Source organism: Pseudomonas sp. MWU12-2037, assembly GCF_023242345.1.
GTDB classification, from domain to species: domain Bacteria; phylum Pseudomonadota; class Gammaproteobacteria; order Pseudomonadales; family Pseudomonadaceae; genus Aquipseudomonas; species Aquipseudomonas gingeri_D.
Genome location: NZ_JALLIZ010000006.1, coordinates 170619 through 196077 on the forward strand (window position 1 = coordinate 170619; position 25459 = coordinate 196077).

23 protein-coding genes and 1 pseudogene are annotated in these 25459 nt (G+C 61.8%); 19 read left to right on the forward strand and 5 right to left on the reverse strand.

Annotated features, from left to right (window positions below; genetic code table 11):
• The first annotated feature begins 120 nt into the window (after nucleotides 1-120).
• The 7 genes and pseudogenes from M5B42_RS13105 (at nucleotide 121) to M5B42_RS13135 (ending at nucleotide 9886) form a co-directional block, all read left to right on the forward strand.
• Complete coding sequence (locus tag M5B42_RS13105; RefSeq protein ID WP_152741903.1) at nucleotides 121-636, forward strand: Hcp family type VI secretion system effector; 516 nt, start codon at nucleotides 121-123, stop codon at nucleotides 634-636.
• A 140-nt stretch (nucleotides 637-776) separates the two neighbouring features.
• On the forward strand, nucleotides 777-2807 hold the full coding sequence (tssI, locus tag M5B42_RS13110; protein WP_248746081.1) for a type VI secretion system tip protein TssI/VgrG: 2031 nt from the start codon (nucleotides 777-779) through the stop codon (nucleotides 2805-2807).
• Complete coding sequence (locus M5B42_RS13115) at nucleotides 2797-3567, forward strand: DUF4123 domain-containing protein (RefSeq protein WP_248746082.1); 771 nt, start codon at nucleotides 2797-2799, stop codon at nucleotides 3565-3567. Before tssI ends, M5B42_RS13115 begins: the two co-directional genes overlap by 11 nt.
• Complete coding sequence (locus M5B42_RS13120; RefSeq protein WP_248746083.1) at nucleotides 3564-8225, forward strand: RHS repeat-associated core domain-containing protein; 4662 nt, start codon at nucleotides 3564-3566, stop codon at nucleotides 8223-8225. Before M5B42_RS13115 ends, M5B42_RS13120 begins: the two co-directional genes overlap by 4 nt.
• Nucleotides 8222-8626 (forward strand): Imm50 family immunity protein, encoded by a 405-nt coding sequence (locus M5B42_RS13125; RefSeq protein WP_248746084.1) that lies wholly within the window; start codon nucleotides 8222-8224, stop codon nucleotides 8624-8626. The genes M5B42_RS13120 and M5B42_RS13125 overlap by 4 nt, the downstream gene beginning before the upstream one ends.
• A gap of 128 nt (nucleotides 8627-8754) precedes the next feature.
• Nucleotides 8755-9222, forward strand: a pseudogene (locus M5B42_RS13130) (helix-turn-helix domain-containing protein); the annotation flags it as partial.
• A gap of 22 nt (nucleotides 9223-9244) precedes the next feature.
• Nucleotides 9245-9886, forward strand: coding sequence for a LysE family transporter (locus M5B42_RS13135; protein WP_248746085.1), 642 nt, complete (start codon nucleotides 9245-9247; stop codon nucleotides 9884-9886).
• A gap of 1 nt (nucleotide 9887) precedes the next feature.
• Here M5B42_RS13135 and M5B42_RS13140 read toward each other — a convergent pair whose 3' ends face one another.
• Nucleotides 9888-10487 (reverse strand): flavin reductase family protein, encoded by a 600-nt coding sequence (locus M5B42_RS13140; protein ID WP_103494680.1) that lies wholly within the window; start codon nucleotides 10485-10487, stop codon nucleotides 9888-9890.
• Between the two features lie 199 nt (nucleotides 10488-10686).
• Between M5B42_RS13140 and M5B42_RS13145 the strand changes: the two genes are divergently transcribed.
• The 3 genes from M5B42_RS13145 (at nucleotide 10687) to M5B42_RS13155 (ending at nucleotide 13631) form a co-directional block, all read left to right on the forward strand.
• Nucleotides 10687-11388, forward strand: a complete 702-nt coding sequence (locus M5B42_RS13145) for a 2OG-Fe(II) oxygenase (protein ID WP_248746086.1) — start codon at nucleotides 10687-10689, stop codon at nucleotides 11386-11388.
• A 105-nt stretch (nucleotides 11389-11493) separates the two neighbouring features.
• Nucleotides 11494-12558 carry a bifunctional DNA-binding transcriptional regulator/O6-methylguanine-DNA methyltransferase Ada gene (gene ada, locus M5B42_RS13150; protein ID WP_248746087.1) on the forward strand — a complete coding sequence of 355 codons (1065 nt, stop codon included), beginning with the start codon at nucleotides 11494-11496 and terminating at the stop codon, nucleotides 12556-12558.
• A gap of 143 nt (nucleotides 12559-12701) precedes the next feature.
• Nucleotides 12702-13631, forward strand: a complete 930-nt coding sequence (locus M5B42_RS13155; protein WP_248746088.1) for an AEC family transporter — start codon at nucleotides 12702-12704, stop codon at nucleotides 13629-13631.
• A 4-nt stretch (nucleotides 13632-13635) separates the two neighbouring features.
• Here M5B42_RS13155 and M5B42_RS13160 read toward each other — a convergent pair whose 3' ends face one another.
• On the reverse strand, nucleotides 13636-14196 hold the full coding sequence (locus M5B42_RS13160; protein ID WP_248746089.1) for a TetR/AcrR family transcriptional regulator: 561 nt from the start codon (nucleotides 14194-14196) through the stop codon (nucleotides 13636-13638).
• Nucleotides 14197-14298: 102 nt separating this feature from the next.
• Between M5B42_RS13160 and M5B42_RS13165 the strand changes: the two genes are divergently transcribed.
• Entirely contained in the window at nucleotides 14299-15087 is a 789-nt protein-coding gene (locus tag M5B42_RS13165) for an SDR family oxidoreductase (protein WP_248746090.1), read from the forward strand.
• Nucleotides 15088-15273: 186 nt separating this feature from the next.
• Here M5B42_RS13165 and M5B42_RS13170 read toward each other — a convergent pair whose 3' ends face one another.
• Nucleotides 15274-16167 carry a DMT family transporter gene (locus M5B42_RS13170; RefSeq protein WP_103494674.1) on the reverse strand — a complete coding sequence of 298 codons (894 nt, stop codon included), beginning with the start codon at nucleotides 16165-16167 and terminating at the stop codon, nucleotides 15274-15276.
• A 145-nt stretch (nucleotides 16168-16312) separates the two neighbouring features.
• Here M5B42_RS13170 and M5B42_RS13175 point away from each other — a divergent pair, with 145 nt between their 5' ends.
• Both M5B42_RS13175 and M5B42_RS13180 read left to right on the forward strand, forming a co-directional pair.
• A complete protein-coding gene (locus M5B42_RS13175) occupies nucleotides 16313-16750 on the forward strand; it encodes an Lrp/AsnC family transcriptional regulator (RefSeq protein WP_100943811.1) in 438 nt (145 codons plus the stop codon).
• Nucleotides 16751-16990: 240 nt separating this feature from the next.
• Nucleotides 16991-18046: a permease gene (locus M5B42_RS13180; RefSeq protein ID WP_103494673.1), complete on the forward strand. Its 1056-nt coding sequence runs from the start codon at nucleotides 16991-16993 to the stop codon at nucleotides 18044-18046.
• A gap of 14 nt (nucleotides 18047-18060) precedes the next feature.
• On the opposite strand, the gene mnmH is transcribed toward M5B42_RS13180, so the two are convergent.
• Both mnmH and selD read right to left on the reverse strand, forming a co-directional pair.
• On the reverse strand, nucleotides 18061-19158 hold the full coding sequence (gene mnmH, locus M5B42_RS13185; protein ID WP_248746091.1) for a tRNA 2-selenouridine(34) synthase MnmH: 1098 nt from the start codon (nucleotides 19156-19158) through the stop codon (nucleotides 18061-18063).
• Nucleotides 19158-20192: a selenide, water dikinase SelD gene (gene selD, locus M5B42_RS13190; protein ID WP_248746092.1), complete on the reverse strand. Its 1035-nt coding sequence runs from the start codon at nucleotides 20190-20192 to the stop codon at nucleotides 19158-19160. The genes mnmH and selD overlap by 1 nt, the downstream gene beginning before the upstream one ends.
• A 215-nt stretch (nucleotides 20193-20407) precedes the next feature.
• Here selD and gltP point away from each other — a divergent pair, with 215 nt between their 5' ends.
• From gltP to M5B42_RS13220, 6 genes are all read left to right on the forward strand, one after another.
• Complete coding sequence (gene gltP, locus M5B42_RS13195; RefSeq protein ID WP_248746093.1) at nucleotides 20408-21733, forward strand: glutamate/aspartate:proton symporter GltP; 1326 nt, start codon at nucleotides 20408-20410, stop codon at nucleotides 21731-21733.
• Nucleotides 21734-21783: 50 nt separating this feature from the next.
• Nucleotides 21784-22623 (forward strand): AraC family transcriptional regulator, encoded by an 840-nt coding sequence (locus M5B42_RS13200; RefSeq protein ID WP_103494669.1) that lies wholly within the window; start codon nucleotides 21784-21786, stop codon nucleotides 22621-22623.
• A gap of 100 nt (nucleotides 22624-22723) precedes the next feature.
• A complete protein-coding gene (locus M5B42_RS13205; protein ID WP_248746094.1) occupies nucleotides 22724-23632 on the forward strand; it encodes a PhzF family phenazine biosynthesis protein in 909 nt (302 codons plus the stop codon).
• Nucleotides 23622-24131 (forward strand): RidA family protein, encoded by a 510-nt coding sequence (locus tag M5B42_RS13210; protein WP_248746095.1) that lies wholly within the window; start codon nucleotides 23622-23624, stop codon nucleotides 24129-24131. Before M5B42_RS13205 ends, M5B42_RS13210 begins: the two co-directional genes overlap by 11 nt.
• A 57-nt stretch (nucleotides 24132-24188) precedes the next feature.
• Nucleotides 24189-25022, forward strand: coding sequence for an AraC family transcriptional regulator (locus M5B42_RS13215; protein WP_248746096.1), 834 nt, complete (start codon nucleotides 24189-24191; stop codon nucleotides 25020-25022).
• Nucleotides 25023-25068: 46 nt separating this feature from the next.
• Complete coding sequence (locus M5B42_RS13220; protein WP_248746097.1) at nucleotides 25069-25446, forward strand: cupin domain-containing protein; 378 nt, start codon at nucleotides 25069-25071, stop codon at nucleotides 25444-25446.
• Nucleotides 25447-25459 lie beyond the last annotated feature (13 nt).

Sequence of the window (25459 nt, forward strand, 5' to 3'; positions counted from 1 at the left end):
GTAACTAGTTGTTTTTAAACAAAAACCAAAGAACAGGCACAACTCTTGATCTGTAGACCTGCGAACCCATCGAGTTTCCCTTGATGGCAAACAGCACCTCTTCGGACAAGGAATTCATCCATGCCAACACCTGCCTACCTGACCCTGCAGGGCACCAAGCAAGGCCTGATCACCGCGGGTACCTTTACCCAGGACTCGGTCGGAAACATCTACCAGGAAGGTCATGAAGACCAGATCCTGGTCCAGGGCTTCGCCCACGACGTCACCATCCCCCGCGACCCGCAGTCCGGGCAACCGACCGGCCAGCGCGTGCACCAGCCCCTGATGATCAGCAAGGTCTTCGACAAGTCCTCGCCGCTGATCTTCAGCGCCCTGACCAGCGGGGAAAAACTGACCAAATGCCGCCTGGAGTGGTACCGCACCTCCTCCTCCGGCACCCAGGAACACTATTTCACCATCGAGCTGGAAGACGCCATCGTCGTCGACGTGAAATCGCGCATGCCCAACTGCCAGGACCCGAACCAGGCGCACTTCACCCATCTGGAAGACGTGTTCTTCAGCTACCGCAAGATCACCTGGACCCACGAAGTTGCGGGCACCTCAGCCTCCGATGACTGGCGCTCCCCGGTGATCTGATTGCCCTTTGGCGTCGTTCGGCCTCGCTGACGACGCCTTCCACCGTTCCCTCAAACCCTTTGGCGCGCTACGGCCTCGGCATTGGCGAAGGTTTCGTGCGGCCCTGATTTCACGCCAAAGGGTTTTCCAAGGAGGAATATATGCCAGCGCCGGCCAATCAACCTCGCTTCAGCCTGACCGTCGAGGACTTCGAACACCCATTGCAGGTCGCCGCCTTCACCGGCCGTGAGGCCCTGAACCAGCCCTTCAGCTTCGATCTGGAGCTGGTGGCCGAGCGGGATCTCGATCTGCAAAGCCTGCTGCACAAGCAAGCCTTTCTCAGACTCTGCACCTCGGGTGCGGGTATCCACGGGCAGTTCCATCGCGTCGCCCAAGGGGCACGGGGCAGACGCCTGGCGCATTACCAGGCCTGCCTGCGCCCACGCCTTGCCGACCTCGAACACCGTATCAACCAGCGCATCTTCCAGCACCTCAGTACCCCGCAAATCATCGCGCGGGTGCTCAATGACCACGGCCTGTTCAGCAACCACTACCGCTTCCACCTCGGTGGCCACTATCCAGAGCGGGAATATTGCGTGCAGTACCGAGAGTCCGACCTGCACTTCATCCAGCGTCTGTGCGAAGAAGAAGGCCTGCATTTCCACTTCCAGCATGACCCCGGCAGCCACACCCTGGTGTTTGGCGACGACCAGGCGTTTTTCCCCACGCAAGCGCCTCGGCGTTATCAAACAGACAGCGGCCTGGCAGCCCCGAGCGCGGTCATCAAGCACTTCAACGTCCGCCTGGAAACCCGCAGCAGCGGCGTCGCGCGACGGGACTACGACTTCGAGAATCCCGGCCGGCCCCTTGAACAGATCAGTCGCGGCGAACGGCTGCCAGATCTCGAGGACTACGCCTTCCCGGCGCTCGGTATCGACCCGCAGCATCGTAAACAACGGGCTCAACGTGCCCTGGAGCGACACCGCTGCACCTTCCGCCAAGCCCGGGGCCGAAGCGATATCCCCGTTCTGTCGAGCGGCCATCTGCTGACGCTCAGCGAACATCCGAACGACGACTGGAATGCCCTCTGGCTGCTGACCGAAATCAACCACGAAGGCCGGCAACCGCAAGTCCTGGAAGAGCTCACCGCCACCGCCAACACGGCGGACGGCTTCCGGCAGGGCTATCGAAACAGCTTCCGCGCCCTGCCCGGCGACACGCCTTTTCGCCCCGCACCGAGCCACCCGAAACCGCGCATCGATGGCAGCCAGACCGCCGTGGTCACGGGCCCGCCGGGCGAGGAGATCCATTGCGATGCCCATGGCCGGATCAAGGTGCAGTTCCACTGGGATCGGGCAGCGCCCCACAACGATTCCAGCAGTGGCTGGCTGAGGGTCGCCTCGGCCTGGGCCGGAAACGGCCATGGAGCGGTGAGCATCCCCCGTGTCGGCATGGAGGTGCTGGTGAGCTTTCTCGAAGGCGACCCGGATCAGCCGCTGATTACCGGTTGCCTGCACCATGGGCGCAACCGACCGCCCTACGAGTTACCCGCCCACAAGACCCGCAGCGTCTTCAAGACCCTCAGTTCACCCGGCGGTGGCGGCTTCAACGAGCTGCGTATCGAGGACCGCAAGGGCCAGGAGCATATCTACCTGCACGCCCAGCGTGACTGGCAACAGGTGGTCGAACACGACCAGTTCATCCAGATCGGTCATGAACGCCACGACAGCGTGACCGCCAACAGCTACCGCGAACTCAAGGCCGACGAACATCGCAGCACCTCGGCCGATCGCAAGACCGAGGTACGGGCCGACGATCACCTGAATATCGGCCAGAACCGGCATATGCGACTCGGCCACGGTTATCTGCTCCAGGCCGCCGAGGAGATCCACCTCAAAAGTGGTGCCCGGGTGGTAGTCGAGGCCGGTAGCGAACTGACCCTCAAGGTCGGCGGCAGCTTTATCAGGATTGATGGCAGCGGCATCACCCTGAGCCCGGAACCGAACGCTGATGCCGGGGCGGTGCCGGGTGTCGGCACTCGGGTTGCCACCTTGCTGCCCGGTCTGTTCCAGGCCATTGACCGCCCTCTCCCCACGGCGCCTTTGTCCATGGCGCAACTGACCACCCTGCTGCGTGGCGCGGCGTTCTGCGAAGAGTGCGAGAAGTGCAAGGCAGGTGTCTGTGAGCTCTGACCTCCTGACACCCGAGCGCTGGCTGGCCCAGGTCCCGCTTACCCCTCACGAACGGCTCTATCTGATACTCGGCGACGCCAGCGAGGCCAAGCCGCTGGCGGCCTTGCGCAAGATCGGCAGCCCGCTGGCCCCCCTGCCGGTCTGGAGGGACACACCTTATGCCGATTGGTTTGAGGTGATGCCTTATGTCCTCGAACTCACGGCGCAAAGCCCGTTTCTGTCGTGGATAGCCGACACCGGCTACCAGGATTGGGGCTGGCTTGCGGTGTCGTCGAATACCCCGGAACAGCTCGTGGCGCACCTGCGCGGGCTGACCCAGGTGAAGCTGCCGACGGGCAACCCGGTGTTCTTCCGCTTCTGGGACGGCCGCCAATGGTTGCCGACCCTCGACTTTCTCGGCGCCGAGGCCGGTGAGCTGCTGCCGGGCGTGAGTCGCTATCTCATCAACGGCCAGGCGCGAACGCTCGCCACCGCGGTCAGGCGCGAAGCCAGGACCTTTCCCTGGTGGGAGGTTCCGCCGTTGCTGCTGGAACACCTGTCCGGGGCGAGCCCCGAAACCCTGATCGACAACAGCCTGCAGTGGCTGAGCGAAGACCATCCGGCGCTGTATGACGCCGCGCCCATCCCCCACCTGCGACACAAGATCGCCCGTTTCCTGGAGCGTTCGGCGCCCGGCCCGAACCGGCAGGACGCCCTGCTCGCCTACCTCACCCGGGAACTGGCGACCGGAGGGTTTCTGGCCAGGGAGGCCAACCGATGAACCGCATCGACTACATCGAAACACAACTCGACGATTTCAAGGACAGTCTGACGCTCTATCACCAGCAGACCCACAGTTGGTACGCCCAAGCACTGGATCAAGTCAGCCATGCCGCGGATTTACCGTCACTGCTGGGCATGGACCGGGTCATCCGCTTCGGCGACAGCCGCAAGGTCGTCGATCTTCAGGACCGCGATTTCCTGTCCAACGTTGCGCAGTGCCCCGCCAGCGGCGTGCTGAACATCGAAAGTCTGTTCGAGTCGGTCCACGAGATTCCACTGGGCGATCTGCTAGTCGACGTCATCCCCGTCGACGGTGGTCCTGCGACCCCGATCCTGCTTGATGCCCAGGGCAAAGGCAGCTTCCAGGGCCAGCCGGGTCAGTTTTATCGGGTACGGGTGCAAGGCGGCGTCACGTCCGAGCAGGTCGACGCCCTGTTCGCCGCCTACGCGGACCTGACCCGGGACCTGGAAGCCTGGTTGCGCCGCGAATGGAGCGGCTTCAAACCGCAATGGTCGTCACAGACCGCCTCGACGGCACTGCTGGCCGTCGGTGAAGGCCTGGCCAGCGGCAGTTGGGAAGCGATCAAGGGGGTATGGGAAGGGCTCGAGCTGGTGCTCGACATCCTCAAGGATCCCCTCGCCTATGTTGATCGCCTGGGCAGTGGTGCCCAGGAGCTGGCCGACCTCGCTCGACGGGCACCCGCCGTGATGGAGAAGGCCCTGTTGCTGGCCAGCGATGAAGCCGCGCTCTTTCTGTTGTTGCGCACCGCCGCGATCTGGCTGGCGTCGCTGCCGCCAAGCCAGCTCGCCGGAGACACCGCGCATGTTGTGGCGAGCACCCTGGTCTCCGTGCTGATCGACTTGCTTCTGGGGTTGGTGCTCACCGTCGCGGCGGCGGGAGCCGGTGTCGCCTATCTGGCCCTGCGCCTGAAGAAGTACGGCAGCCAGATGGTGGAAGCCGGCACCCGTTTTATCCAGGGCCTGTTCAACCTGCTCGATGGATTCATGGGTTATGTCGGTCGTTACAAGGCCGTGGCGGCTCGGGGTGTCGCGGGCGCACAAAAAAAGGGTGTCCTGCAGATGCGCTGGGACGGGCGCAAGAACGCCACGCTGCGCCAGACCGAACACCTCGACGACGTTCCGCGACAAGCCGGCAATCCCAACGGCCACAGCGCCGAGCGCGCGGACAAGACCCAGACCCAGGGTTGCCCGGTGTCGATGGTTACCGGGGAGGAACTGCTGACCCTGGTCGACGGCGAGCTGGACGGCCCCTTGCCGTTTTCCTGGAGCCGACTGTATCGCACCAGTGCCGTTGAAACCCGCCAGGGCCTCGGTCCGGGCTGGAGCCATGGACTGGCCCACAGCCTGAGGTTCGACGGCGACGAGGTTATCTGGACCGACCAGGAAAACCGCTCCATCCACTTCCCTCGTCCCAGTACCCAACGGCCGGCCATCCACAACAGCCTGAGCGAAGCGGCGATCTACCTGGGCGATACGCCCGATGAACTGATCCTGACCCAGGCCGGTAGCACGCTCTGGTTCTATCACTTCAAGTGCGACCGGTACGGCGCCCGACTGTTTTCCCTGAGTGACCGGCATGGCAATCGACTGAGTATCAGCCATGACCTCGAGGGCCGCATCCAACGCCTGGACAACGGCCTCGGACGCGCCCTGCTGTTGCGTTACGACCGTAGCCGTATCGTCGCGGTCGAGTATCAGCAGGAACAGCCCGGCGCTTATCTCTCCGAGGGCTGGCAGACCTTGCGCACGCTGGTGCGCTATCGCTACGACGACCAGGGCCGCCTGATCGAAGCCGCCAATGCCGTCGACGAGTGCGAGCGCTACGCCTATGACGAACATCACGTCATTCGTGAGCGCCAGTTGGCCGGCGGTGCCGCGTTCTACTGGGAGTGGCAAGGCGTGGGCAAGCGGGCCCGCTGCGTACGCCACTGGGCCAGTTTTGCGCAGATGGACAGCCGCTACATCTGGGACGACGACGGCAGCGTTACCGCCCTGCATCTCGACGGCAGCGAAGAAGTCTTTGTCCACGATGAGCGGGCGCGGCTGATCCGCAAGGTCGATGCCGATGGCGCCGAGCAACACAAGGACTACGACGCCCAAGGCCGGCTGATTGCCGAAAAGGATGCCCTGGGCGCCATTACCGAATACCGCTACAGCGAAGCCGGCCGGCTGCTGGCCGTTATTCCGCCGGAAGACGAACCGACCTTCTACGAGTATCACAACGGCCATCTGTGCAGCGTGCAACGTGGCCAGGCACGCTGGAAATATGCCCGTAACCCACAGGGTGATATCACCCGCACGACCGACCCCGCGGGCCAGGTCACCGAGTATGAATACGAACGCCGGGGCCTGCTGAGCGAGATCCGTCATCCGGATGGCAGCCGGCACAGCCTCAGTTGGGACCGACTCGGGCATCTCTTGGAAGAACGCCTCCCCGACGGCAGCCTGCTGAAATACGGCTACGACGAACAAGGTCGGCAAACCAGCCGACAGGCAGCGGACGGGGCCGTCACCCGCTACACGTGGGACGCCATTGGCCGCCTGACCCAGGTTGAAATGCCCGGCGGGGCCAAGCGCCGCTTCAGCTACAACGCCTACGGCAAGATCACCGCCGAAACCGATGAACTGGGGCGGGTGACCCGTTATGAATACGCGGACGACTTGCACCAGGTCAGTCGTCGCCACAACCCCGACGGCAGCCAGCTGCGCTATCGCTACGACAACGCCCGGCTGCTGCTCAGCGAAATCGAGAACGAATGTGGCGAGCATTACCGCCTCGACTATTACCCCAACGGCCTGATCCGCGAGGAAACCGGCTTCGATGGCCGGCGCACAGCCTACGCCTACGACCTCAACGGCCATCTGCTGGAGAAAAAGGAGTTCGGCGACGATGGCAGCGAGCTCGTCACCGGCTACCAACGCGACAGTACTGGACGCTTGCGGCTCAAGAGCCTCGCCGATGGCCAGAAGATCCACTATCACTACGATGGGCTGGGCCGTCTGGTCAGCGTCGATGACGGGCACTGGCCGCTGACCTATGGCTATGACAACCAGGATCGCCTGACCAGCGAGCACCAGGGCTGGGCCACCCAGCGTTATCGCTACGATGCCGTGGGACAGTTGATTCACTGCCGTTTGCCGGACGGCAACCTGATCGATTATCGCTACCTGCCGGGCGGGAGACTGATCGGTGTCGACCTCAACGGCCGGCACCTGACCCGCCACCGCTTCGAGGCCGGACGCGAGCGCCTGCGCCAACAGGGTCAGTTGCTCAGCCATTACCGTTACGACGAACAAGGTCGGCTGCTGAAACACCGCCTCAGCCAGGACAATAGCGGGTGTTACCAGCGTTTCTACGCCTATGAAGCCAACGGCAATCTGGCGAGTATCGACGACAGCCGCCACGGACTGCGCCGTTACCAGTACGACCCGCTGGATCGACTGAGTGAAGTCCGTGGCGATCCCTGCGAACGTTTTGTCCACGATCCCGCCGGCAACCTGCTGGGCGACAGTCCACGCATGGCGCGAACCCGCGGCAACCGTCTGCTGTTCCGTGGTCATAGCCATTTCGACTATGACGCCTTTGGCAATCTGGTCCGTGAACGCAATGGGAGCGAGCCACAGCTCGTTACCGAATACCGCTATGACTGCCAGCACCGACTGACCGGCGTCAGCCTGCCGGATGGCAGCACGGTCAGCTACCGCTACGACGCCTTTGGCCGCCGTATTGCCAAGACCTGCGCGGGCCGGACCACCGAATACCTCTGGCAAGGCGACCGGCTGATTGCCGAAAGCGGCCCGGCACATTACCGCAGTTACCTGTACGAGCCGGACAGTTTCCGGCCCCTGGCCCTGCTCAACGGCGAGGGACCGGAGCAGGTCGAAGCCTTTCATTACCAACTCGACCACCTGGGTACACCGCAGGAACTGACGGACGAAGCCGGCAATATTCGCTGGGCGGCGCGCTACTACGCCTATGGCCGGGTAGCCCACCTCGACCGCGCGGATATCGACAACCCGCTGCGTTTCCAGGGCCAGTATTTCGATACAGAAACCGGCTTACACTACAACCGGCATCGCTACTACAATCCCGAAACCGGCCGCTACCTCACTCCCGACCCGATCAAACTGGCCGGCGGGCTGAACAGCTACCAGTACGCGCCCAACCCTACGGGGTGGGTGGATCCGTTGGGGTTGAGCCGGAATTGTCCGGGGAATAAGGCAACCCAGGACACAGGTAAAAAATGTGAACCTGACCCGCCTGAGGTGTCTCGGAACGGGGCTTTTCGAGAGGCTAAATCTGATGCTGGAATTCCGAGAAGCCAACATCCAAACCAAACATACGACCCCGAAACAGGTCAATATGCACAATACAAATATAAAAGAATGACTGACTCAGCAAACAACCCAATCCTGGACGACAAAGGAAAACCAATAATGTCTAGAGAATATGAGTTTACGCGCGCTGACGGGTCTAAAATTATAATCCAAGACCACTCTGCGGGGCATAATTTTGGCGCGCCAGATGGGGTAGGAGATCAAAAAGCACATCTGAATGTCCGCCCATACGAGTTCAGCAGAACAGGAAAAGTCGAAGGAACAAAACCTCACTACAACTTCAAGGCCAAAAAATGAAATACTGGAACGATTTAGACGGAAGCACATTCTTCAACAAAGTCTTCAATACAAAAATACAAATCGGAAGCATCTCTCTTTATTCATTACGCATAGACAATGACAGACCAGAAATTACATTTGGCTTTGATATAGATGAGTTACCAGACACACCACCTGAAAAGTGGAAAAAAACCGAATTCAATACATGCCGACTGGGACTAAATTGCGGATCACCAGCCGACCTGATAATAAAAAATATACCGACAGCAGAAAAATTATATCTCACAATAGAAAACCATGACGATTACTACTTAATACGAGCAAAATCTGAGCACTCACTAATCGAATTCAAAACAAAATGGCCTTTACTCTGCGGCCCGACGGTATATTTAAATGACCCAGACTCAGCCTATTCCTAAAATTCAATCAGCCCGACAAAAAATCAATTTTCTTTTCGAGTTCCCCGACGAGATCTTATTTTTCAGTCACGAAAACAGAAAAATAACTGCTAATTTTTTACCAGGAAAACCTCCTTCGCAAAAAAACCGATGCCTGCCTGCATCTGGTCTCTCGTGACTTCGGCACCCAGGTGGCCAATACCATGGCCCGGCGACTGGTGATGTCGCCTCAACGCACAGGTGGCCAGGCGCAATTTATTCCGGCACCGGTCGGTCGTACGCCACACAATGATCTGTCACGGGTCATGCAATAGGCCCGGGAACGCCTGCATGAACCGCTGGAAGTCCGCCAGCTCGCCAGCCAGGCCGCGATGAGCGAGCGAACCTTCCTGCGACGCTTCAGCGAGGCAATCGGCATCACGCCCAAAGCCTGGCTGCAGCACGAACGACTGGCCAGAGCCCGAGAATTACTGGAAAGTGGCAATGAAAGCAGCGACCGTATCGCCGAACAATGCGGCTATCGCTCCGTCGAAAGCTTCGGGGTTGCGTTTCGCAGCCTGGTCGGTTTGCCACCTTCGGTTTATCGCGAACGCTTCGGACAGGCACAACGAGATTAAACAACACTGAGGCACGTACCCCATGGATACCCAGAACCTGATGTATGCCGGTCCCTTGATCTCCCTCGCCCTTCTCTGGGCTGTTGCCGTAGTCACGCCAGGCCCCAATTTCTTCACCACCGCCCAGCTCGCCGCCGGTAATTCGCGCAAGCATGGTGTGGTCTGCGCACTGGGTGTCGCCACGGGTACCATCCTCTGGGGCCTGGCCGGTGGGCTGGGGATCAAGTCGCTGTTCACCGCCGCGCCATCGCTGTACCTGGTGCTGAAGATTGCCGGTGGCGCTTACCTGATCTACCTCGGCATCAAGCTGTTCCTGCGCAAACAACCCGCCAATCCCGGCCAGCAACCCACGCTCCACGAACCCAAACGCAGCCTGCTCTCCGCCTATAGCCGGGGTTTGCTGGGCAATATGACCAATCCCAAGTCGGCGCTGTTCGTCGCGACCATCTTCGCCACCACCATGCCCAGCTCCCCGCCCGCGCCGCTGCTGGCCATGGCCGTCGCGATCATGAGCAGCCTGTCCTTCTGCTGGTACTCCAGCGTGGCCCTGTTGTTTGCCAGTACGCGGATGTCAGCCTTCTACAGCCGCTGCCGCAAAGGCCTGGATCGTTTCGCCGGGACTTGCTACCTGCTGTTCGGCGCCCATCTGATGGCCAGCCGCTGAGTCAGGGCCGCAGAATCTCACCATCCACCGCGTCGCCGATTTTCAGGAAATGCCCGCCGGCGACGTGGTGCAAGGTACGCAACGCGTCATGCCCCTCAAAATGCCAGCGCCCCTCGCTGAACACCCGCGAATCAGCCTGGGCTGAAATCACTTCGGCCAGGAACAGGTCGTACTGTTCGTGGTTGCGCGGCTCCGGCAGCAAGCGGCACTCCAGCCAGGCGACACAGCCCTCCAGCATCGGCGCATCGATCTTCTCAGCCTTGAAGGTTTCCAGGCCGTAGGCATCGAACTTGTCGCGGCTATGACTCTGGGTCAGCTCCAGGCCGGAAGTCGTACCGACGGTTTGCACGACATCGGCTTGGGCAACGCACGGCACGTTGATCACAAAAGTCCCCGAGGCCTCCAGCAGACGCCGCGTCCAGGTGGACTTGTCGATCACCACCGCGACCTTCGGTGGCTCGAAGTCCAACGGCATGGCCCAGGCGGCCGCCATGATATTGCGCTGGCCATCGTGGGCAGCGCTGACCAGCACCGTAGGACCGTGATTGAGCAGGCGATAGGCTTTGGACAAAGGCACGGCGAGACGATGATGGGCGGACATGAGCAATGTTTCCTGGCAAAAATACAGAATGGACATCCTAGGGGAGCACGCCAGGGAAACACAGCCCCTCTAGGGCAAAGAAACTGCATCGTTCCATGTCTGCCGCTACCCGGAAAATTCAACCGCAAGAGTCGGAGTGTTTGGCCCCAGCGGCCTTTCTAGACTGCAAGCCTCACCGGATTTGCCCCGAGGCAAGCTCATGCACACCCGAATACAATCACTGGATTGGCCGGCGATCCGCCGCGACCTGGACCAGCAAGGCAACGCCCTGTTGCCCAACCTCCTCAGCCCCGAAGAATGTCTGGAACTGGCCGCCCTGTACCCGCGCAAAGAGACTTTCCGCTCCCGGGTCGTCATGGCCCGCCACGGTTTTGGCCAGGGCGAATACCAATACTTCGCCTACCCGCTTCCGCCACTGGTCCAGCAGCTTCGCACCACGCTCTACCCGCCTCTGGCAACGATTGCCAATGACTGGAACGAACGCATGCAAATAGCCGGATCGTTTCCCGAAACACACCAGGCCCTGCTCCAACGTTGTCATGACGCCGGCCAGCAACGCCCCACCCCATTACTGCTGCAATATGCAGCCGGAGACTACAACTGCCTGCACCAGGACCTCTACGGCGAACAGGTGTTTCCGCTGCAAGTCGCCATTCTGCTGTCCCAACCGGAAGAAGATTTTACCGGCGGCGAGTTCGTCCTCACCGAGCAGCGCCCACGCATGCAGAGCCGTCCCCAGGTGGTCCCGCTGAAACAGGGCGACGCCGTGATCTTTGCCGTGTCCCAGCGCCCGGTTCACGGCACGCGGGGGTTCTATCGCGTAAATATGCGCCATGGCGTCAGCCGCGTGAATGCAGGCCAGCGGCATACCCTGGGCATCATCTTTCACGACGCAACCTGACATCCCGCTCGCAGTCGGTAGAATTCAACCGCAAGACTCGGAGTTTTCCTGTCTCGCAGCGCCCCTAAGCTGAGCGAGAACTGAATCTTCCGACAGGAGAACACCATGAATACCTCGACCCAAGGAAACTCCATGGAACAGGATCCGCGCTGGCAAGCGGTACTGACACGGGACGCCAGCGCCGACGGCAGCTTCGTCTACGGCGTCAGAACCACGGGCGTGTATTGCCGCCCGAGCAGTGGCGCGCGTCGGCCCAATCCGGAAAATGTCGAGTTCTTCGATACCCCCGAGCAGGCCGAAGCTGCCGGCTACCGGCCAAGCCGGCGTGCCGCCGCCGACCAGACGTCGATCAACGAGCAACACGTGGCCCTGGTGACCCGGGCCTGCCAACTCATTGAAACGTCCGACACCCCGCCCTCACTCAATCCCCTGGCCGAACAGCTGGGCCTGAGCCCTTTTCACTTCCATCGGGTCTTCAAGTCGGTCACCGGCCTGACACCCAAGGCCTACGCCACCGCTCATCGCGCCGGCAAACTACGGGCACAGTTGGCCCGGGGCGGCTCGGTCACCGAGGCCTTGTACGAAGCCGGCTTCAACGCCAGCAGCCGGTTCTACGAATCGTCCAATGGCGTGCTGGGCATGAAACCCAGCGACTATCGCGCTGGCGGTGCCAACACCGATATTCGTTTTGCCATCGGCGAGTGTTCGCTTGGGGCAATCCTGGTGGCACAGAGTGATCGAGGTGTCTGCGCGATCCTCCTCGGTGACGATCCGGATGCGCTGGCCAAGGACTTGCAGGACAAGTTCCCGCAGGCGCATTTCATTGGCGGCGACGCCGCCTTCGAGCAACTGATCGCCAAGGTGGTGGGCTTTATCGAAGCACCGGCCATTGGCCTGGATCTACCCCTGGACCTGCGTGGTACAGCTTTTCAGGAACGGGTCTGGCAGGCACTGCGCAACATTCCAGTGGGCAGTACCGCAAGTTATGCCGAGATCGCACAGATGATCGGTGCGCCGAAATCCTTCCGCGCCGTGGCCCAGGCCTGTGGCGCCAACAGCCTGGCCGTGGCGATTCCCTGCCATCGGGTGGTGCGCAGCGACGGCAACCTGTCCGGTTATCGCTGGGGCGTGGAACGCAAACGGCAGTTGCTGGATCGGGAAGCGCAATAGGTGCCACAACACAGGGTGTGCGGCGCACCAACGCCGCCTCACCCAGGCAGCGAATCCCTCGCCCCGAGAATAAAGATTGCAGGCTAACGATCTCCGCCTTTACCCTTCCCCACCCGCCTACCACCAAGGCTTCAGCTTCAATAATGTCCTCCGTACTAAGCGTCCTGCTGCCCATCTTTGCCCTGATCCTGGTCGGCTTCATCTGCCGTCGAACCAATCGCCTGGGGCCCAACGCGGCTTCCGAGATCAACCGCATGGTGGTCTGGCTGTGCCTGCCGGCGCTGCTATTCAAGGCCACGGCGACCGCGACCTGGGAACAGATCTGGCACCCGGGATTTGTCCTGGCGTTTACCCTCAGTACCTTGGCGATGTTTGTCCTGACCTTGTTGCTACGCTGGCGCAAGTCCGGGCATTTTGCCGACGCGAGCATCGATGCCCTCAGCGCGTCCTACGCCAATACCGGGTATATCGGGATTCCACTGTGCGTGATGGTGCTCGGCCAGAACGGCCTGGAGCCGGCGTTGATCGCCTCTTTGCTGGTGGTCTGCGTGCTCTTCGGACTGGCCCTGGTGTGTATCGAGATCGGCTTGCAGACCGAACGCCAGGTGCACCGGATCGTCTTCAAGGTGCTGCTGGCCCTGGCGAAAAATCCGCTGGTGGTTTCACCCTTGCTCGGCGCACTCTGGGCCTGGGGTGGAGCACCGTTGCCGGCGCCTTTCGAGAAGTTTCTCAGCCTGCTGGGCGCCGCAACCATTCCTTGCGCGCTGATCTCCCTGGGGCTGTTCCTCGCCCACAAGCAACAAGGCCCACGCCAGGGCGCGACAATGCTGGTGCTGATCAAGCTGATCGCCCACCCGCTGCTGACCTGGTTCCTGGCCTTCAAGGTATTTCATCTGCCGCCGCTTTGGGCCAATTCGGCGCTGCTCTTGAGCGCACTGCCCACCGGCACCGGACCTTTTATGCTGGCGGAGTACTACAAGCGCGAAGCCTCGGTGGTGTCGAGCACCATCCTGATTTCCACCCTGGGATCACTGGTGACACTGTCGATCTGTCTGTATGTGATCGGCAACTGAGGTCCTAAGCCTCAGACGCCACCTCTTGCGTCAGTAACCACTCCCGCGTGTCGCTGAGCACCTGGTCGGCCAACTGCGGGTCATCACAGACCCGCGCCAACACCATGGCGCCGACCATCGCGGCCCAGCTTCCAGTAGCGGCACGGCGTTTTTCCTCGACCGTGGCACCCGCCATGGCCTGGCTCAAACTCTCGATCTGACGGCGAATACTCCCGGTCATCTGCGCCCGCGCCTCGGGGGCCTGACGGCTGGTCTCCGATGCCAGCCCGGCCATCGGACAGCCACCGGCACAGTCCTTCAAATGTGCGGAACTCAAATACTGCGTGACATAACCCGCCACGTCAGCGCCCGCCGGCACCGCCGTCGAAAACACATGGGCCAGGGACTGGGCCACCAGATCGTCCTTCGAGGCGAAATACCCGTAGAAACCGCCATGGGTCAGCCCCGCCGCCTTCATCACCTCCGACACGGTGACCGCCTCATAACCCTTGGCGCGAAACAGCCGACTGGCGGCTTCGAGGATATTGCGCCGGTTCTCTGCCACCTGCTCGCGACTGACCTTCATTGGAAACCTCCGGTAATAGGCTTGACAGTATACATGACAGCCATCATATTTACTAAACATGACAATGGTCATGAATAAATCAACCCGCTGAGGATTACCGTCATGACAGTCAAACCCGCCGTTCTGATCACCGGCGCTTCCACCGGTATCGGTGCCGTGTATGCCGACCGCTTTGCCAAGCGCGGCCACGACCTGGTGCTGGTGGCTCGGGACAAGGCCCGCATGGACAGCCTGGCCGAGCGGCTGCGGCAGGAAACCGGAGTTTCGGTGGATGTGGTCCAGGCCGACCTGACCGATGCCGGCGATCTGGCCCGTATCGAAGCTCGGGTTCGCGACGACGCCAAGATAGGCATTCTGATCAATAACGCCGGGATGGCCGGAGCCGGGACTTTCCTGGAGCAGGCGCCTGATGCGGTGAGCCAGGTCATCAACCTCAACATCACCGCCCTCGCCCGCCTGACCAGTGCAATCACCCCGCGCCTGGTCCAGGCCGGCACGGGGTCGATCATCAACGTCGCGTCGGTGGTCGGCCTGGCGCCGGAACTGCAGATGACGGTCTATGGGGCGACCAAGGCCTTTGTACTGTTCTTCAGCCAGGGGCTGAATATCGAACTCGGTGGCAAGGGCTTGTATGTGCAGGCCGTCCTGCCGGCCGCCACCCGCACCGAAATCTGGGAACGCTCGGGCAAGCGGATCGAGGACCTGTCGGCGGTCATGGAAGTCGATGATCTGGTGGATGCGGCGCTGGTGGGCTTTGATCGCCGTGAAACCGTGACCATTCCACCGCTGCCCGATGAAGGCCAGTGGCAAGCCCTGGAAGCCGCTCGGCTGGCGATGCTGCCAAACTTCCTGCAGGTCCTGCCGGCGGCGCGTTATCGCAATGGCGCCTGAGGCCAACGTTTCGGCGCAATAGAAAGCGTTCTGACCCTGGACTCAGCACTGCGGTCAGCGCAATACCTGTAGGAGCCGGCTTGCTGGCGATGACGTCCGCAAGATCAATGCAAGGCTTGCTGGCCTCATCGCCAGCAAGCCGGCTCCCACAAAATCCGCAGCCTGTGACCGACGGCTTCTACCCCCTCAGCGCACAAGCACCCGCTTGAAGCCGAGCGTCCAGCCCTGTTGCATCCCCGCCGCCGCCAGCAGAATGGCAATCACCCCGACCCACTGCACCAGCACCAACTGGTGACCGAAAGCGAACCAGTCGACGAAGATCGCCGCAATCGGGTAGATAAAGGACAACGCCCCGGTCATGGCCGTCGGCAACTTCTGGATCGCGCCATACAACAGCACATACATCACGCCCGTGTGCACCACCCCCAGGGTCAGCAAGCTGCCCCAGGCACTTGCCTGCTGCGGGAACGCCGAAATATGCGCCCAGGGCGCCAGCAACAGTACCCCGGTGCAGACCTGGACCAGCGCGATCAGGTGCGGTGGTGTCCCCTTCAAACGCTTGATGATCAGCGCCGCAATGGCATACAACAGCGCCGCCGCCAACGCCAGGCCGATGCCCAGCAGATACTCGCCACCGCTCTCTCCCGGCTGCCCGTGGGCACTGACAATCGCCAGCATCCCGACAAAAGCCAAACCCAGCCAGAACAATTTCTGTGCGGTGATCTTCTCACCGAGAAACAACGCCGCCAGGCCCACCAGCATAAACGGCTGGACGTTGTAGACGGCCGTGCCGATGGCAATCGAGGCCCGGGAATAGGAGGCGAACAGCAGCACCCAGTTACCGACGATCGCCACGCCGCTGAGTACCGCCAGCAGGAAGGTAGTGCGGGTCAGGATGCCCGGACGCAGAAAACCCATCACGGCGCAGATCACCAGTAAGGTCAGTGCACCGAACAGGCAGCGCCAGAACACCACGTCCAGCACCGGCTGGCCGGACACCAGCACGAACCAGCCGATGGTCCCCGAGATCAACATGGCCGCGACCATTTCCAGCGAGCCACGATGCAGTGATGTGTTCATGAATGAGTTCCTCTGAGTCAGCCTTGGACAGATGGCAAAAGTATGCCGATTCCTCCAGCCGCTTCTCCAGCGCCAGAAATAGGCTAGACTTTGCTTCTGCCTTTCTTATCAAGGCATTTTTAGCGATTGACCTAACGAGGCCGCCATGACTGACGAAATCGACCACTTATTGATCAGCGCCCTGATGAGCGACTCACGGCGTTCGCTCAAGGCTCTTGCGCAGGTCAGCGGGCTGTCCTCGCCCAGCGTCGCGGAACGCTTGCGCCGGTTGGAAGAACGCGGCGTGATCAAGGGCTACACCGTCGATGTGGAACCCAAATCCTTCGGCTACCTGTTGCAGGCCATCGTGCGTATTCGCCCCCTGCCCGGCCAGTTGCAGGAAGTGGAACGACAGATCCAGGCGATTCCCCAGTTCACCGAATGCGACAAGGTCACCGGCGACGATTGTTTTATCGCCCGTTTACATGTCCGCGATATGGAGCAGCTCGATACGCTGCTGGACCGACTCAACCATCATGCCGAAACCAATACCGCCATCGTCAAGAAGACACCGATCAAGCGCCGCTTGCCGCCGATGACCTGAGATAATCCGTTCAACCCCGCGCCTCTGCGCAAAAACACAACGCGTCGTCGGGAAATACGCCATCAAACAGGTCGCCATACGGACTTGAAATGGCGGAGGTACACACTCGGCACGCTATAAGAAATCGCCCACGCCCCGATAGGCCGAAACCTTCAACACACGTGGGGGCCCAACGGCTGGCGAAGGCCCACCGCTGGGTTATCATTCACCCATCACCCCTTATCCATCGGATACCCTCCCATGCCCACTCTTACCCAAGCCGCCCCCGCCCGAGGCTGGTCGCTCTGGTGGAAACCATTGCTGTTTCTCGCCGTCGCCGCCATCGGCCTGTACTACGTCAAATGGTCGCCCTATTACGCCAAGGCCTTCGTCGCCGCCGACAGCCACAGCATCGGCGCCTCGATCATCAACGACAACCCGGCCTCGCCGGTCGCCGCCGCGCTGGCCTACGCCCAGGTGTACTTCCTGGCGATCTGGAAAGCCGCGGTACTGGCAGTGATCCTCGGCTCGCTGCTGCAAGTGCTGATTCCCCGCGACTGGCTGTTGCGCCTGTTCGGGCGCGCCGGTTTCGCTTCGACCCTGCGCGGCGGGCTGTTCGCCCTGCCCGGCATGATGTGTTCGTGCTGCGCGGCACCGGTAGCGGCCGGGATGCGTCGACAGAACGTCTCGGTGGGCGCGGCGCTGGCGTTCTGGATCGCCAACCCGGTGCTCAACCCGGCGACCCTGGTGTTCATGGGCTTCGTGCTGGGCTGGGGCTTTACCGCGATTCGCCTGGTGGCGGGCCTGGTGCTGGTACTGGGGGTTTCGCTGGTGGCACAACGGGTCGCCCGTCCGGAAACCTTGCCGGAAGCGGCGGTGGAAGCCGTGGTCGATGCCAGCAGCCCGGACCAGAGCAGCTTTATGGCACGCTGGGGCAAGACCCTGTGGCAACTGTTCTGGACCACCATCCCGATCTATATCCTGGCGGTGCTGTTGCTCGGTGCGGCGCGGGTCTGGCTGTTTCCCCATGTGGATGGCGCCATGGGCAACAGCCTGCTGTGGCTGGTACCGCTGGCGATTATCGGAACCTTGTTCGTGATCCCGACGGCGGCCGAGATTCCCATCGTGCAGACCATGATGACCCTGGGCCTGGGCACCGCGCCGGCCGTGGCACTGCTGCTGACCCTGCCGAGCATCAGCCTGCCGTCGCTGCTGATGCTGCGCAAGGAGTTCGACGCCAAGGTGCTGGTGACCGTGGCGGTGCTGACGATGCTGGTGGGTGTGGTCAGCGGGCTGGTGGCCATGCTGGTCTTGTAAGACGCACTACCCACTCAACGCCTTTGGCGGCGGTTCCTGAGATACTCCAGCACCGCCGCCTGCTCCCCGGCAAACTCGATCCGCTCGCCTTTGCTTTCACGCTGGAAGGCGTACATCGGGTCGTAATATTCGTTCAGCAAACCTTCGATCCAGCCCCGGTGCAGCTCCACCGCACCGCTGCGTTCCTGCTCCTCCAGCGCAGCCTGCATCAAGGCCTTCATCCGCTGGTGTCGCTCGCCACCAAGGCGCTTGTGGATGTTGTCCAGACTGCCCAGCAGTCGCTCGGCAAACAACCGGAACCCCTGATCGGCATACACCGCGACGAATTCCGCGCAGAGATCAACCACATAGTCCCGCATGATGCGCTCGACCCGGCTCTCCAGGCTGTCTTCAAGCCAGACCATGGGAAACCGTTGCATCCCCTGGAACAGCGTCAGTGGCAAGGCACAACGCCCGACCATGCGGCTCTCATCCTCCAGCACGAAGGATTCGATGCCCCGGTCCTGCTTCTTCAGCAGGTCCACGGCCAGACGGTTTTCAAAGTCGATATTCGACGGCTGGCCGGTAGCGCGCTTGCCGAAGCTGGAACCGCGATGGTTGGCGTGCCCCTCCAGGTCCAGGCTGTTTTCCAGTTGAACGATCACATCGGTCTTGCCGGTGCCCGTCATGCCCCCCAGCAAGACAAAGTCCGCCTGGGCCACGGCCAGCTCAACGGTCTGCATCAGAAAGCTGCGCATCGCCTTGTAGCCACCAGCGACGCGCGGAAAGTCGATCCCCGCGTCGCGAAGCCACTGCTGGACAATCTGCGAACGCAGCCCGCCACGAAAGCAATACAGCACGCCGTCGGGATGGGCGCGGGTGAAATCGGCCCAGGCCTGGAGCCGGGCCGCCTTGACCTCGCCGCCCACCAGTTGGTGACCGAGGACAATCGCGGCCTGCTGGCCGTGCTGCTTGTAACAGGTGCCCACTCGTTGCCGCTCGAGGTCGGTCATCAACGGCAGGTTGACCACCCCGGGAAAGGCGCCCTTGTTGAATTCGACAGGCGCCCGGGTATCCATCATCGGTGTGTCATTGAGAAACAAACTGCGGTAGTCGGTGATATCACGGGACATCAATACACCTCTACCGCGTGGCTCTGTCGCTCCACCAGTTGGCCGATGGGCTCAAGCTCCAGGCCCAGTTCGGCAGCCACGGCGAGGAACTCGGCCTCGCCTTCGGTGGTGACCGCCACCAGCAGTCCACCGCTGGTCTGCGGGTCGCAGAGCACGCGCTTGTGCAATTCGCGCAGAGGCCCGACCTTGCTGGCGTAGCTGTCGTAATTGCGCAGGGTACCGCCGGGCACGCAGCCCTGATCCAGGTAATACTCGACGGCCGGCAGGCGCGGCACCTGCTCATACACGATACGCGCGGTCAGGCCGCTGCCATCGGCCATTTCCACCAGGTGACCCAGCAGGCCGAAGCCGGTGACGTCGGTCATCGCGGTAACCCCCGCCAGCTTGCCGAAGCGACTGCCGGGTTTGTTCAGGGTACACATCCAGTCCCGGGCCACGCCGACGTCTTCGCTGCGCAACTTGCCTTTCTTTTCCGCGGTGGTCAGCACGCCGATCCCCAGGGGTTTGGTCAGGTACAGTTTGCAGTTGGCCGTCGCGGTGTCGTTGCGCTTCATATGGCGCTTTTCCAGCAGACCGGTCACCGCCAGGCCGAAAATCGGCTCGGGGGCGTCGATCGAGTGGCCGCCGGCCAACGGGATACCCGCCGCGTCGCACACCGCGCGCCCTCCACGAATCACTTCACGGGCGATTTCCGGGGCCAGCAGGTTCACCGGCCAGCCAAGAATGGCGATGGCCATGATCGGATCGCCACCCATGGCGTAGATGTCACTGATGGCGTTGGTGGCGGCAATCCGACCGAAATCGAAGGGATCGTCGACGATCGGCATGAAAAAGTCGGTGGTGGAGACCACGCCACGCTCTTCATCGATGGCATACACCGCGGCATCGTCACGCGAGGCATTGCCGACCCAGAGTTTCGGGTCGAGGTTCTGCGCGCCACTGCCGGCCAGGATCACTTCCAGCACCTGGGGCGAGATCTTGCAGCCACAGCCGGCGCCGTGGCTGTACTGGGTCAGACGAATCGCTTCGCTCATCGGTACACCTCAATCCGTTTCAAATTCCACCGAGTTTAACAGAGCCATCGACACCGGGCCCGGATCAGACATGGCCCAATCGTGAGCTTGCCCGGCCCGATTGGCGCTCATGCCCGGGGATTTGCGGCTCAACATCGAGCTGCCCCACCGGCGAGCCATTGCCCGCCTCCCCGGCCCCTGTATCGACCTCCAACAAAAACGGGAACCCTCCTACCATGAACAAGGCAAAACTGAGCCTCGCCTGGCAGATCGTCATCGGTCTGCTGCTGGGCATCGCCGTCGGCGCGCTCCTCAACCACTCCAGCGCGGACAAGGCCTGGTGGATCGGCACCGTCCTGCAACCGGCGGGCGATCTGTTTATCCGACTGATCAAGATGATCGTTATCCCGATCGTGATTTCCTCGTTGATCGTCGGTATCGCCGGGGTCGGCGACGGCAAGAAACTCGGACGCATCGGTTTCAAGACCTTGCTGTACTTCGAGATCATCACCACCGTGGCAATTATTGTCGGTCTGGTCCTGGCGAACCTGTTCCAGCCCGGCCATGGCATCGACATGAGCCTGCTGGGCACCACGGACATCTCCCAGTACGAGAAAACCACCAACGAGGTGCAGGCCAACCACGCCTTTATCACCACCCTGCTGAACCTGGTGCCGTCGAATATCTTCGCCGCCCTCGTACGCGGCGACATGCTGCCGATCATCTTCTTCTCGGTGATGTTCGGCCTCGGTCTGTCGAGCCTCAAGGACGAACTGCGCCTGCCCCTGGTCGGGGTGCTGGAGGGCGTCTCACAAAGCATGTTCAAGGTCACCCATATGATCATGCGCTACGCCCCGCTCGGGGTTTTCGCCCTGATTTCGGTGACTGTAGCCAACTTCGGCTTCGCCTCGCTGTGGCCGCTGGCGCGCCTGGTGACCCTGGTGTACGCCGCCATCGTGTTTTTCGGCGTGGTGGTGTTCGGGCTGGTGGCGCGGATCTGCGGCTTCTCGGTGTTCCGATTGATCCGTATCCTCAAGGCCGAACTGATCCTCGGTTTCTCCACCGCCAGTTCGGAAACCGTGCTGCCACGGATCATCGAAAAGATGGAGGCCTTCGGCGCGCCACGGGCCATCAGCCGTTTTGTGGTGCCCACCGGCTATTCCTTCAACCTCGACGGCTCGACCCTGTACCAGAGCATTGCGGCAGTGTTCATTGCCCAGTTGTACGGGATCGACCTGTCCCTCGGTCAGCAGATCACCCTGGTGCTGACCCTGATGGTGACGTCCAAGGGCATCGCCGGGGTGCCGGGAGTGTCATTCGTGGTGCTGCTGGCCACCTTGGGCAGCGTCGGCATTCCCCTCGAAGGCCTGGCGTTCATTGCCGGCGTGGACCGCATCATGGACATGGCCCGCACCGCGCTGAATATCGTCGGCAATGCCCTGGCGGTGGTGGTCGTGGCGCGCTGGGAAGGCCTGTACGATGACGCGGCGGGCGAGCGTTACTGGCAATCGCTGTCGCGGCCGCAAGCGGACGACGAGCAGGCGTTTGTCCCGGCGCGTTAACGGATAGACTGACGCGAGACATCTGAATAATCACGCTGGAGGTCGATCCCATGGCGCATTTATCGCCCAAGCTCAGCAGCATGTCCCCCGACGTGTTCCGCTTCGAGATCAGCGAAAGCACAGGTTATGCCCAGGACTGGCACGCCCACGACTGTCATATGCTGCTGTTACCGCGCCAGGGTGGATTGTTTCTGTCGACCGAAAGCCACACCAATGCGCTCCATGTCTCGCGCCAGGCCTTTTCCCTGGTGCCAGCGGATTTCGCCCACTCGACCCAGGCCGCCCCGGGTCGGGAGAAACACGTGGTGCTCTACGTCGACTCGCACTACATCAATCACCAGGGTCGGCTCGACGGCTACCAGGCCTTTGCCGAACAGGCTGATCGTTCGGGGATCTGGCAAGGCAGCGAGACCCTCGACAGCATCCTGCGCCTGCACGACCAGCTGGCGTCGGGATGCTCGGCCGAAGCCTTCCAACGCCAGGTCCCGCACCTCAACCACCTGCTGTTCGAAGAATGCGCCCGACTGATTGCCCGCCAGCAACCGCCGACGCAGCACAGCGATAGCCAGCGCAATGCCCTGCTGGTCCGCGATATCCAGCGCTACGTGCGCGAACACCTGCAGGACGAGCTGAATGTCGACCTTATCGGCTATCAGTTCCACCTGTCGCGGCGCCACCTCACCCGCCTGTTCAAGGCCTGCACCGATGAAACCCTGGTGGATTTTACCAATCGCACCCGGGTCGAAACCGCCGCCCAACTGATCTCCAGCAGTTCCCTGTCGATCCTCGAGGTCAGCCTGGCCGTGGGCATCGATTCGCCTTCCTACCTGGCGCGCCTGTTCAAGCGCTACCTGGGCCTGGTGCCCAGCGACCTGCGCAAGCCACATTGAGGTCATGGCCCAAACGTTCGCTTGCAGGACCCGATCCACCTAGAACCTGTCGCTGTCCGTTGCCAGAATCGACCTTATCCACCGTGTCGTGAGGTCAGGTATGAGTGATGTACAGGTTGTAGAAGTCTTCAAATCGAAACAGGGCGGCGGCAACCCCGCCCCCATCGCCGTCGCGGCCGACGGCCTGAGCGCCGAGCAGATGACCGCTATCGCCCGCGCCTACGGCCATGAAAGCGGCTTTGCCTTCACCCCGCAGGATCAGGCCAGCCACGACTACCATTTCCGTTTCTTCGTCCCCCTGCATGAAATGAGCATGTGCGGCCACGCCACCATCGGCACCGTCTGGCTGCTGCAACAACTGGGCAAGCTCGACCGCCAGCAGCTGTTCATCCAGACCCAAAGTGGCACCGTGACCGCGCATATCCAGGGCAAGCCGGGTGATGACGCCTTTATCGAGATTTCCCAGCCGGCGGGCGTGGTGAGCAAGGTCGAGGATGCCGAGATACGGGCACGGATCATCGAGGCCATCGGCCTGCAAGCGGACGACATCCTCGACCTGCCGTTCCTGAACGCCGCCACCAGCCGCATCAAGACCCTGGTTCCGGTCAAGACCCCGGCCCTGCTGGATGCCGCGCGTCCCGACTCACCGCGCATCAAGGACCTGTGCGAGCAGATCGACTCCACCGGGCTCTATCTGTTCTGCCCGCGCCCGGATATCGCCCGGCAGTTCGACAGCCGGCAATTCCCCAAGGCCTCGGGCTATCCCGAAGACGCCGCCACCGGCATTGCCGCCACGGCCCTGGCGTTCGGCCTGCTGGAGTACGGCATGATCGAGGCCAATGAACAGCCAATCCTGGTGCATCAGGGCCGGGCCATGGGTCGACCCTCCGATATCTATGTGCGCCTGGACCTGGACGCAGGCAGTGCGCAGCCGGTCGGTTGTTATGTCGGTGGCTACAGCGCCTTTGCCGCCGAGCAGCAACCGGCGGGAGAGCGGCATGAGCGCTGAAATCCGCCAATGGCTGCCGTTCTCCGAGGTCCGACAACCGTTCCAGGCATTGCTCTGGGCGGTTTACCACGAGGCGCCGCACAGCTTCGTGGTCCCGACACACTTCAAATTGAGCGTGCGTGACGGCAACCTGCTGTGGGTATCGGGCCAGGTGCCGCGCTTCAACCATGAGATTCGCCACACCGGGATCGTCGGCCAGGATATTTCCCTGGAGCAGGCGCGGGAAGCGGCGCGGCTGTGCACGGCGAACTTCCTGTCGATTGTCGCCGCCGCCTGCGATGGCGACCTGGAACGTGTCGAGCAGATCGTTCGCATCACCGGTTATGTACGGGCCCCCTCGGATTTCGGCGCGCAATCCGAGGTGATCAACGCGGCCTCCGAAGTCCTGGTCCAGGTCTTCGGCGACCGTGGCCAACATGCGCGCTCGGCCATCGGCGTGCAGTCCCTGCCAGGTGGCGCGGCGGTGGAGATAGAAGGTGTGGTTCGATTGAAGGATTAAACGGCGTTTTCCTTTACCATTCGCTTACTTCGGACGGTAAAGGGAGCACCAGGCCACATGGATCAGCACGCAGCAGCTACCGACTGGGTCCGACGAGCACCACAATCAAGCCCACTGGAACGCATCGAGGCGTTCTTTTCCGGGCATGGCTTCGACCCTCATCGCCACGACACCTACGCCATCGGCTGCACCTTGTCCGGCGTGCAGAGTTTCAAATATCGCGGCAGCCAGCGCCATAGCCTGCCCGGCGGTACCCTGGTACTGCACCCGGACGAGGTGCACGACGGCGAGGCCGGGACGCGGGATGGCTTCAAGTACCGCATGGTCTACGTGCAACCCTCCTTGATCCAATCGGCACTGGGCGGGCAGCCCCTGCCCTTTGTTCCAGGCGGTATCAGTCACGATCCGCGCCTGCGCCGGGCCACCGAAGCCCTGCTGCGGGGCATGGACAACGTCCTTGATCCACTGGAGGAGGAAGACGCGCTGTTCGACCTGGCCCAGACCCTGAATGCGCTCTGTGGCGCACCACGCCAGCCGCGAAGCTTCGATTACCAGGCGGCGGAACGGGCTCGAGCGTACATTCACAGCGCCCTGGATCGCACGGTTACCCTCGATGAGCTGGCCGAACACAGCGGGCGTGATCGCTGGAATCTGTCACGTGATTTTCGAATGCTGTTCGGCACCAGCCCTTATCGCTACCTGAGCATGCGCCGCCTGGACCTCGTCCGGTCATTGCTGGTTCAGGGTCGATCACTGGCCGAGGCGGCGTTGATCGCCGGCTTTACCGACCAGAGTCATATGACCCGCCAGTTCGGCAAGACCTTCGGTCAGTCGCCGGGACGCTGGCTGAACATGCAGCGCCTGCACAATCGTACAAGCGGTCGACACTGAAATGCAGCTAGGCTGGGTCTTAGTCATCCGCTCAGAGGTCCAGCCCATGAATACCCCGCAAGCCCTTTCACCCATCAATTTCGCGCAGAAACTCGCCCTGTTCGATGACAAGTGGAAACCCCGGGTCATTGCCGAAATGAACGACTATCAGTTCAAGGTGGTGAAGATCGAAGGCGATTTCGTCTGGCACTCCCATGCCGATACCGACGAGACATTCATCATCCTCGAAGGCGTGCTGCGTATCGACTTTCGTGACCGCCAGGTGCATCTGGCAGCCGGCGAAATGCTGGTGGTGCCCAAGGGTGTCGAGCACAAGCCGTATGCCGAGAAGGAGGTCAGGATGCTGCTGATCGAACCACGGGGGGTGGTCAATACCGGAGACGAAGGCGGGGAAATGACAGCCAGTAACGACGTCTGGGTTTGAGGTGTCCTGTGGG

What these genes read in the sequence shown, in the direction of transcription:
- M5B42_RS13125 (WP_248746084.1), top strand. Translation starts at nt 8,222, where the DNA reads ATGAAATACTGGAACGATTTAGACGGAAGCACATTCTTCAACAAAGTC.
- selD (WP_248746092.1), bottom strand. Translation starts at nt 20,192, where the DNA reads ATGAGCGAAGCGATTCGTCTGACCCAGTACAGCCACGGCGCCGGCTGT.
- M5B42_RS13120 (WP_248746083.1), top strand. Translation starts at nt 3,564, where the DNA reads ATGAACCGCATCGACTACATCGAAACACAACTCGACGATTTCAAGGAC.
- M5B42_RS13210 (WP_248746095.1), top strand. Translation starts at nt 23,622, where the DNA reads ATGAGCGCTGAAATCCGCCAATGGCTGCCGTTCTCCGAGGTCCGACAA.
- M5B42_RS13220 (WP_248746097.1), top strand. Translation starts at nt 25,069, where the DNA reads ATGAATACCCCGCAAGCCCTTTCACCCATCAATTTCGCGCAGAAACTC.
- M5B42_RS13200 (WP_103494669.1), top strand. Translation starts at nt 21,784, where the DNA reads ATGGCGCATTTATCGCCCAAGCTCAGCAGCATGTCCCCCGACGTGTTC.
- M5B42_RS13135 (WP_248746085.1), top strand. Translation starts at nt 9,245, where the DNA reads ATGGATACCCAGAACCTGATGTATGCCGGTCCCTTGATCTCCCTCGCC.
- M5B42_RS13205 (WP_248746094.1), top strand. Translation starts at nt 22,724, where the DNA reads ATGAGTGATGTACAGGTTGTAGAAGTCTTCAAATCGAAACAGGGCGGC.
- M5B42_RS13180 (WP_103494673.1), top strand. Translation starts at nt 16,991, where the DNA reads ATGCCCACTCTTACCCAAGCCGCCCCCGCCCGAGGCTGGTCGCTCTGG.
- M5B42_RS13105 (WP_152741903.1), top strand. Translation starts at nt 121, where the DNA reads ATGCCAACACCTGCCTACCTGACCCTGCAGGGCACCAAGCAAGGCCTG.
- ada (WP_248746087.1), top strand. Translation starts at nt 11,494, where the DNA reads ATGAATACCTCGACCCAAGGAAACTCCATGGAACAGGATCCGCGCTGG.
- M5B42_RS13175 (WP_100943811.1), top strand. Translation starts at nt 16,313, where the DNA reads ATGACTGACGAAATCGACCACTTATTGATCAGCGCCCTGATGAGCGAC.
- M5B42_RS13165 (WP_248746090.1), top strand. Translation starts at nt 14,299, where the DNA reads ATGACAGTCAAACCCGCCGTTCTGATCACCGGCGCTTCCACCGGTATC.
- tssI (WP_248746081.1), top strand. Translation starts at nt 777, where the DNA reads ATGCCAGCGCCGGCCAATCAACCTCGCTTCAGCCTGACCGTCGAGGAC.
- M5B42_RS13155 (WP_248746088.1), top strand. Translation starts at nt 12,702, where the DNA reads ATGTCCTCCGTACTAAGCGTCCTGCTGCCCATCTTTGCCCTGATCCTG.
- mnmH (WP_248746091.1), bottom strand. Translation starts at nt 19,158, where the DNA reads ATGTCCCGTGATATCACCGACTACCGCAGTTTGTTTCTCAATGACACA.
- M5B42_RS13140 (WP_103494680.1), bottom strand. Translation starts at nt 10,487, where the DNA reads ATGTCCGCCCATCATCGTCTCGCCGTGCCTTTGTCCAAAGCCTATCGC.
- gltP (WP_248746093.1), top strand. Translation starts at nt 20,408, where the DNA reads ATGAACAAGGCAAAACTGAGCCTCGCCTGGCAGATCGTCATCGGTCTG.
- M5B42_RS13215 (WP_248746096.1), top strand. Translation starts at nt 24,189, where the DNA reads ATGGATCAGCACGCAGCAGCTACCGACTGGGTCCGACGAGCACCACAA.
- M5B42_RS13145 (WP_248746086.1), top strand. Translation starts at nt 10,687, where the DNA reads ATGCACACCCGAATACAATCACTGGATTGGCCGGCGATCCGCCGCGAC.
- M5B42_RS13160 (WP_248746089.1), bottom strand. Translation starts at nt 14,196, where the DNA reads ATGAAGGTCAGTCGCGAGCAGGTGGCAGAGAACCGGCGCAATATCCTC.
- M5B42_RS13170 (WP_103494674.1), bottom strand. Translation starts at nt 16,167, where the DNA reads ATGAACACATCACTGCATCGTGGCTCGCTGGAAATGGTCGCGGCCATG.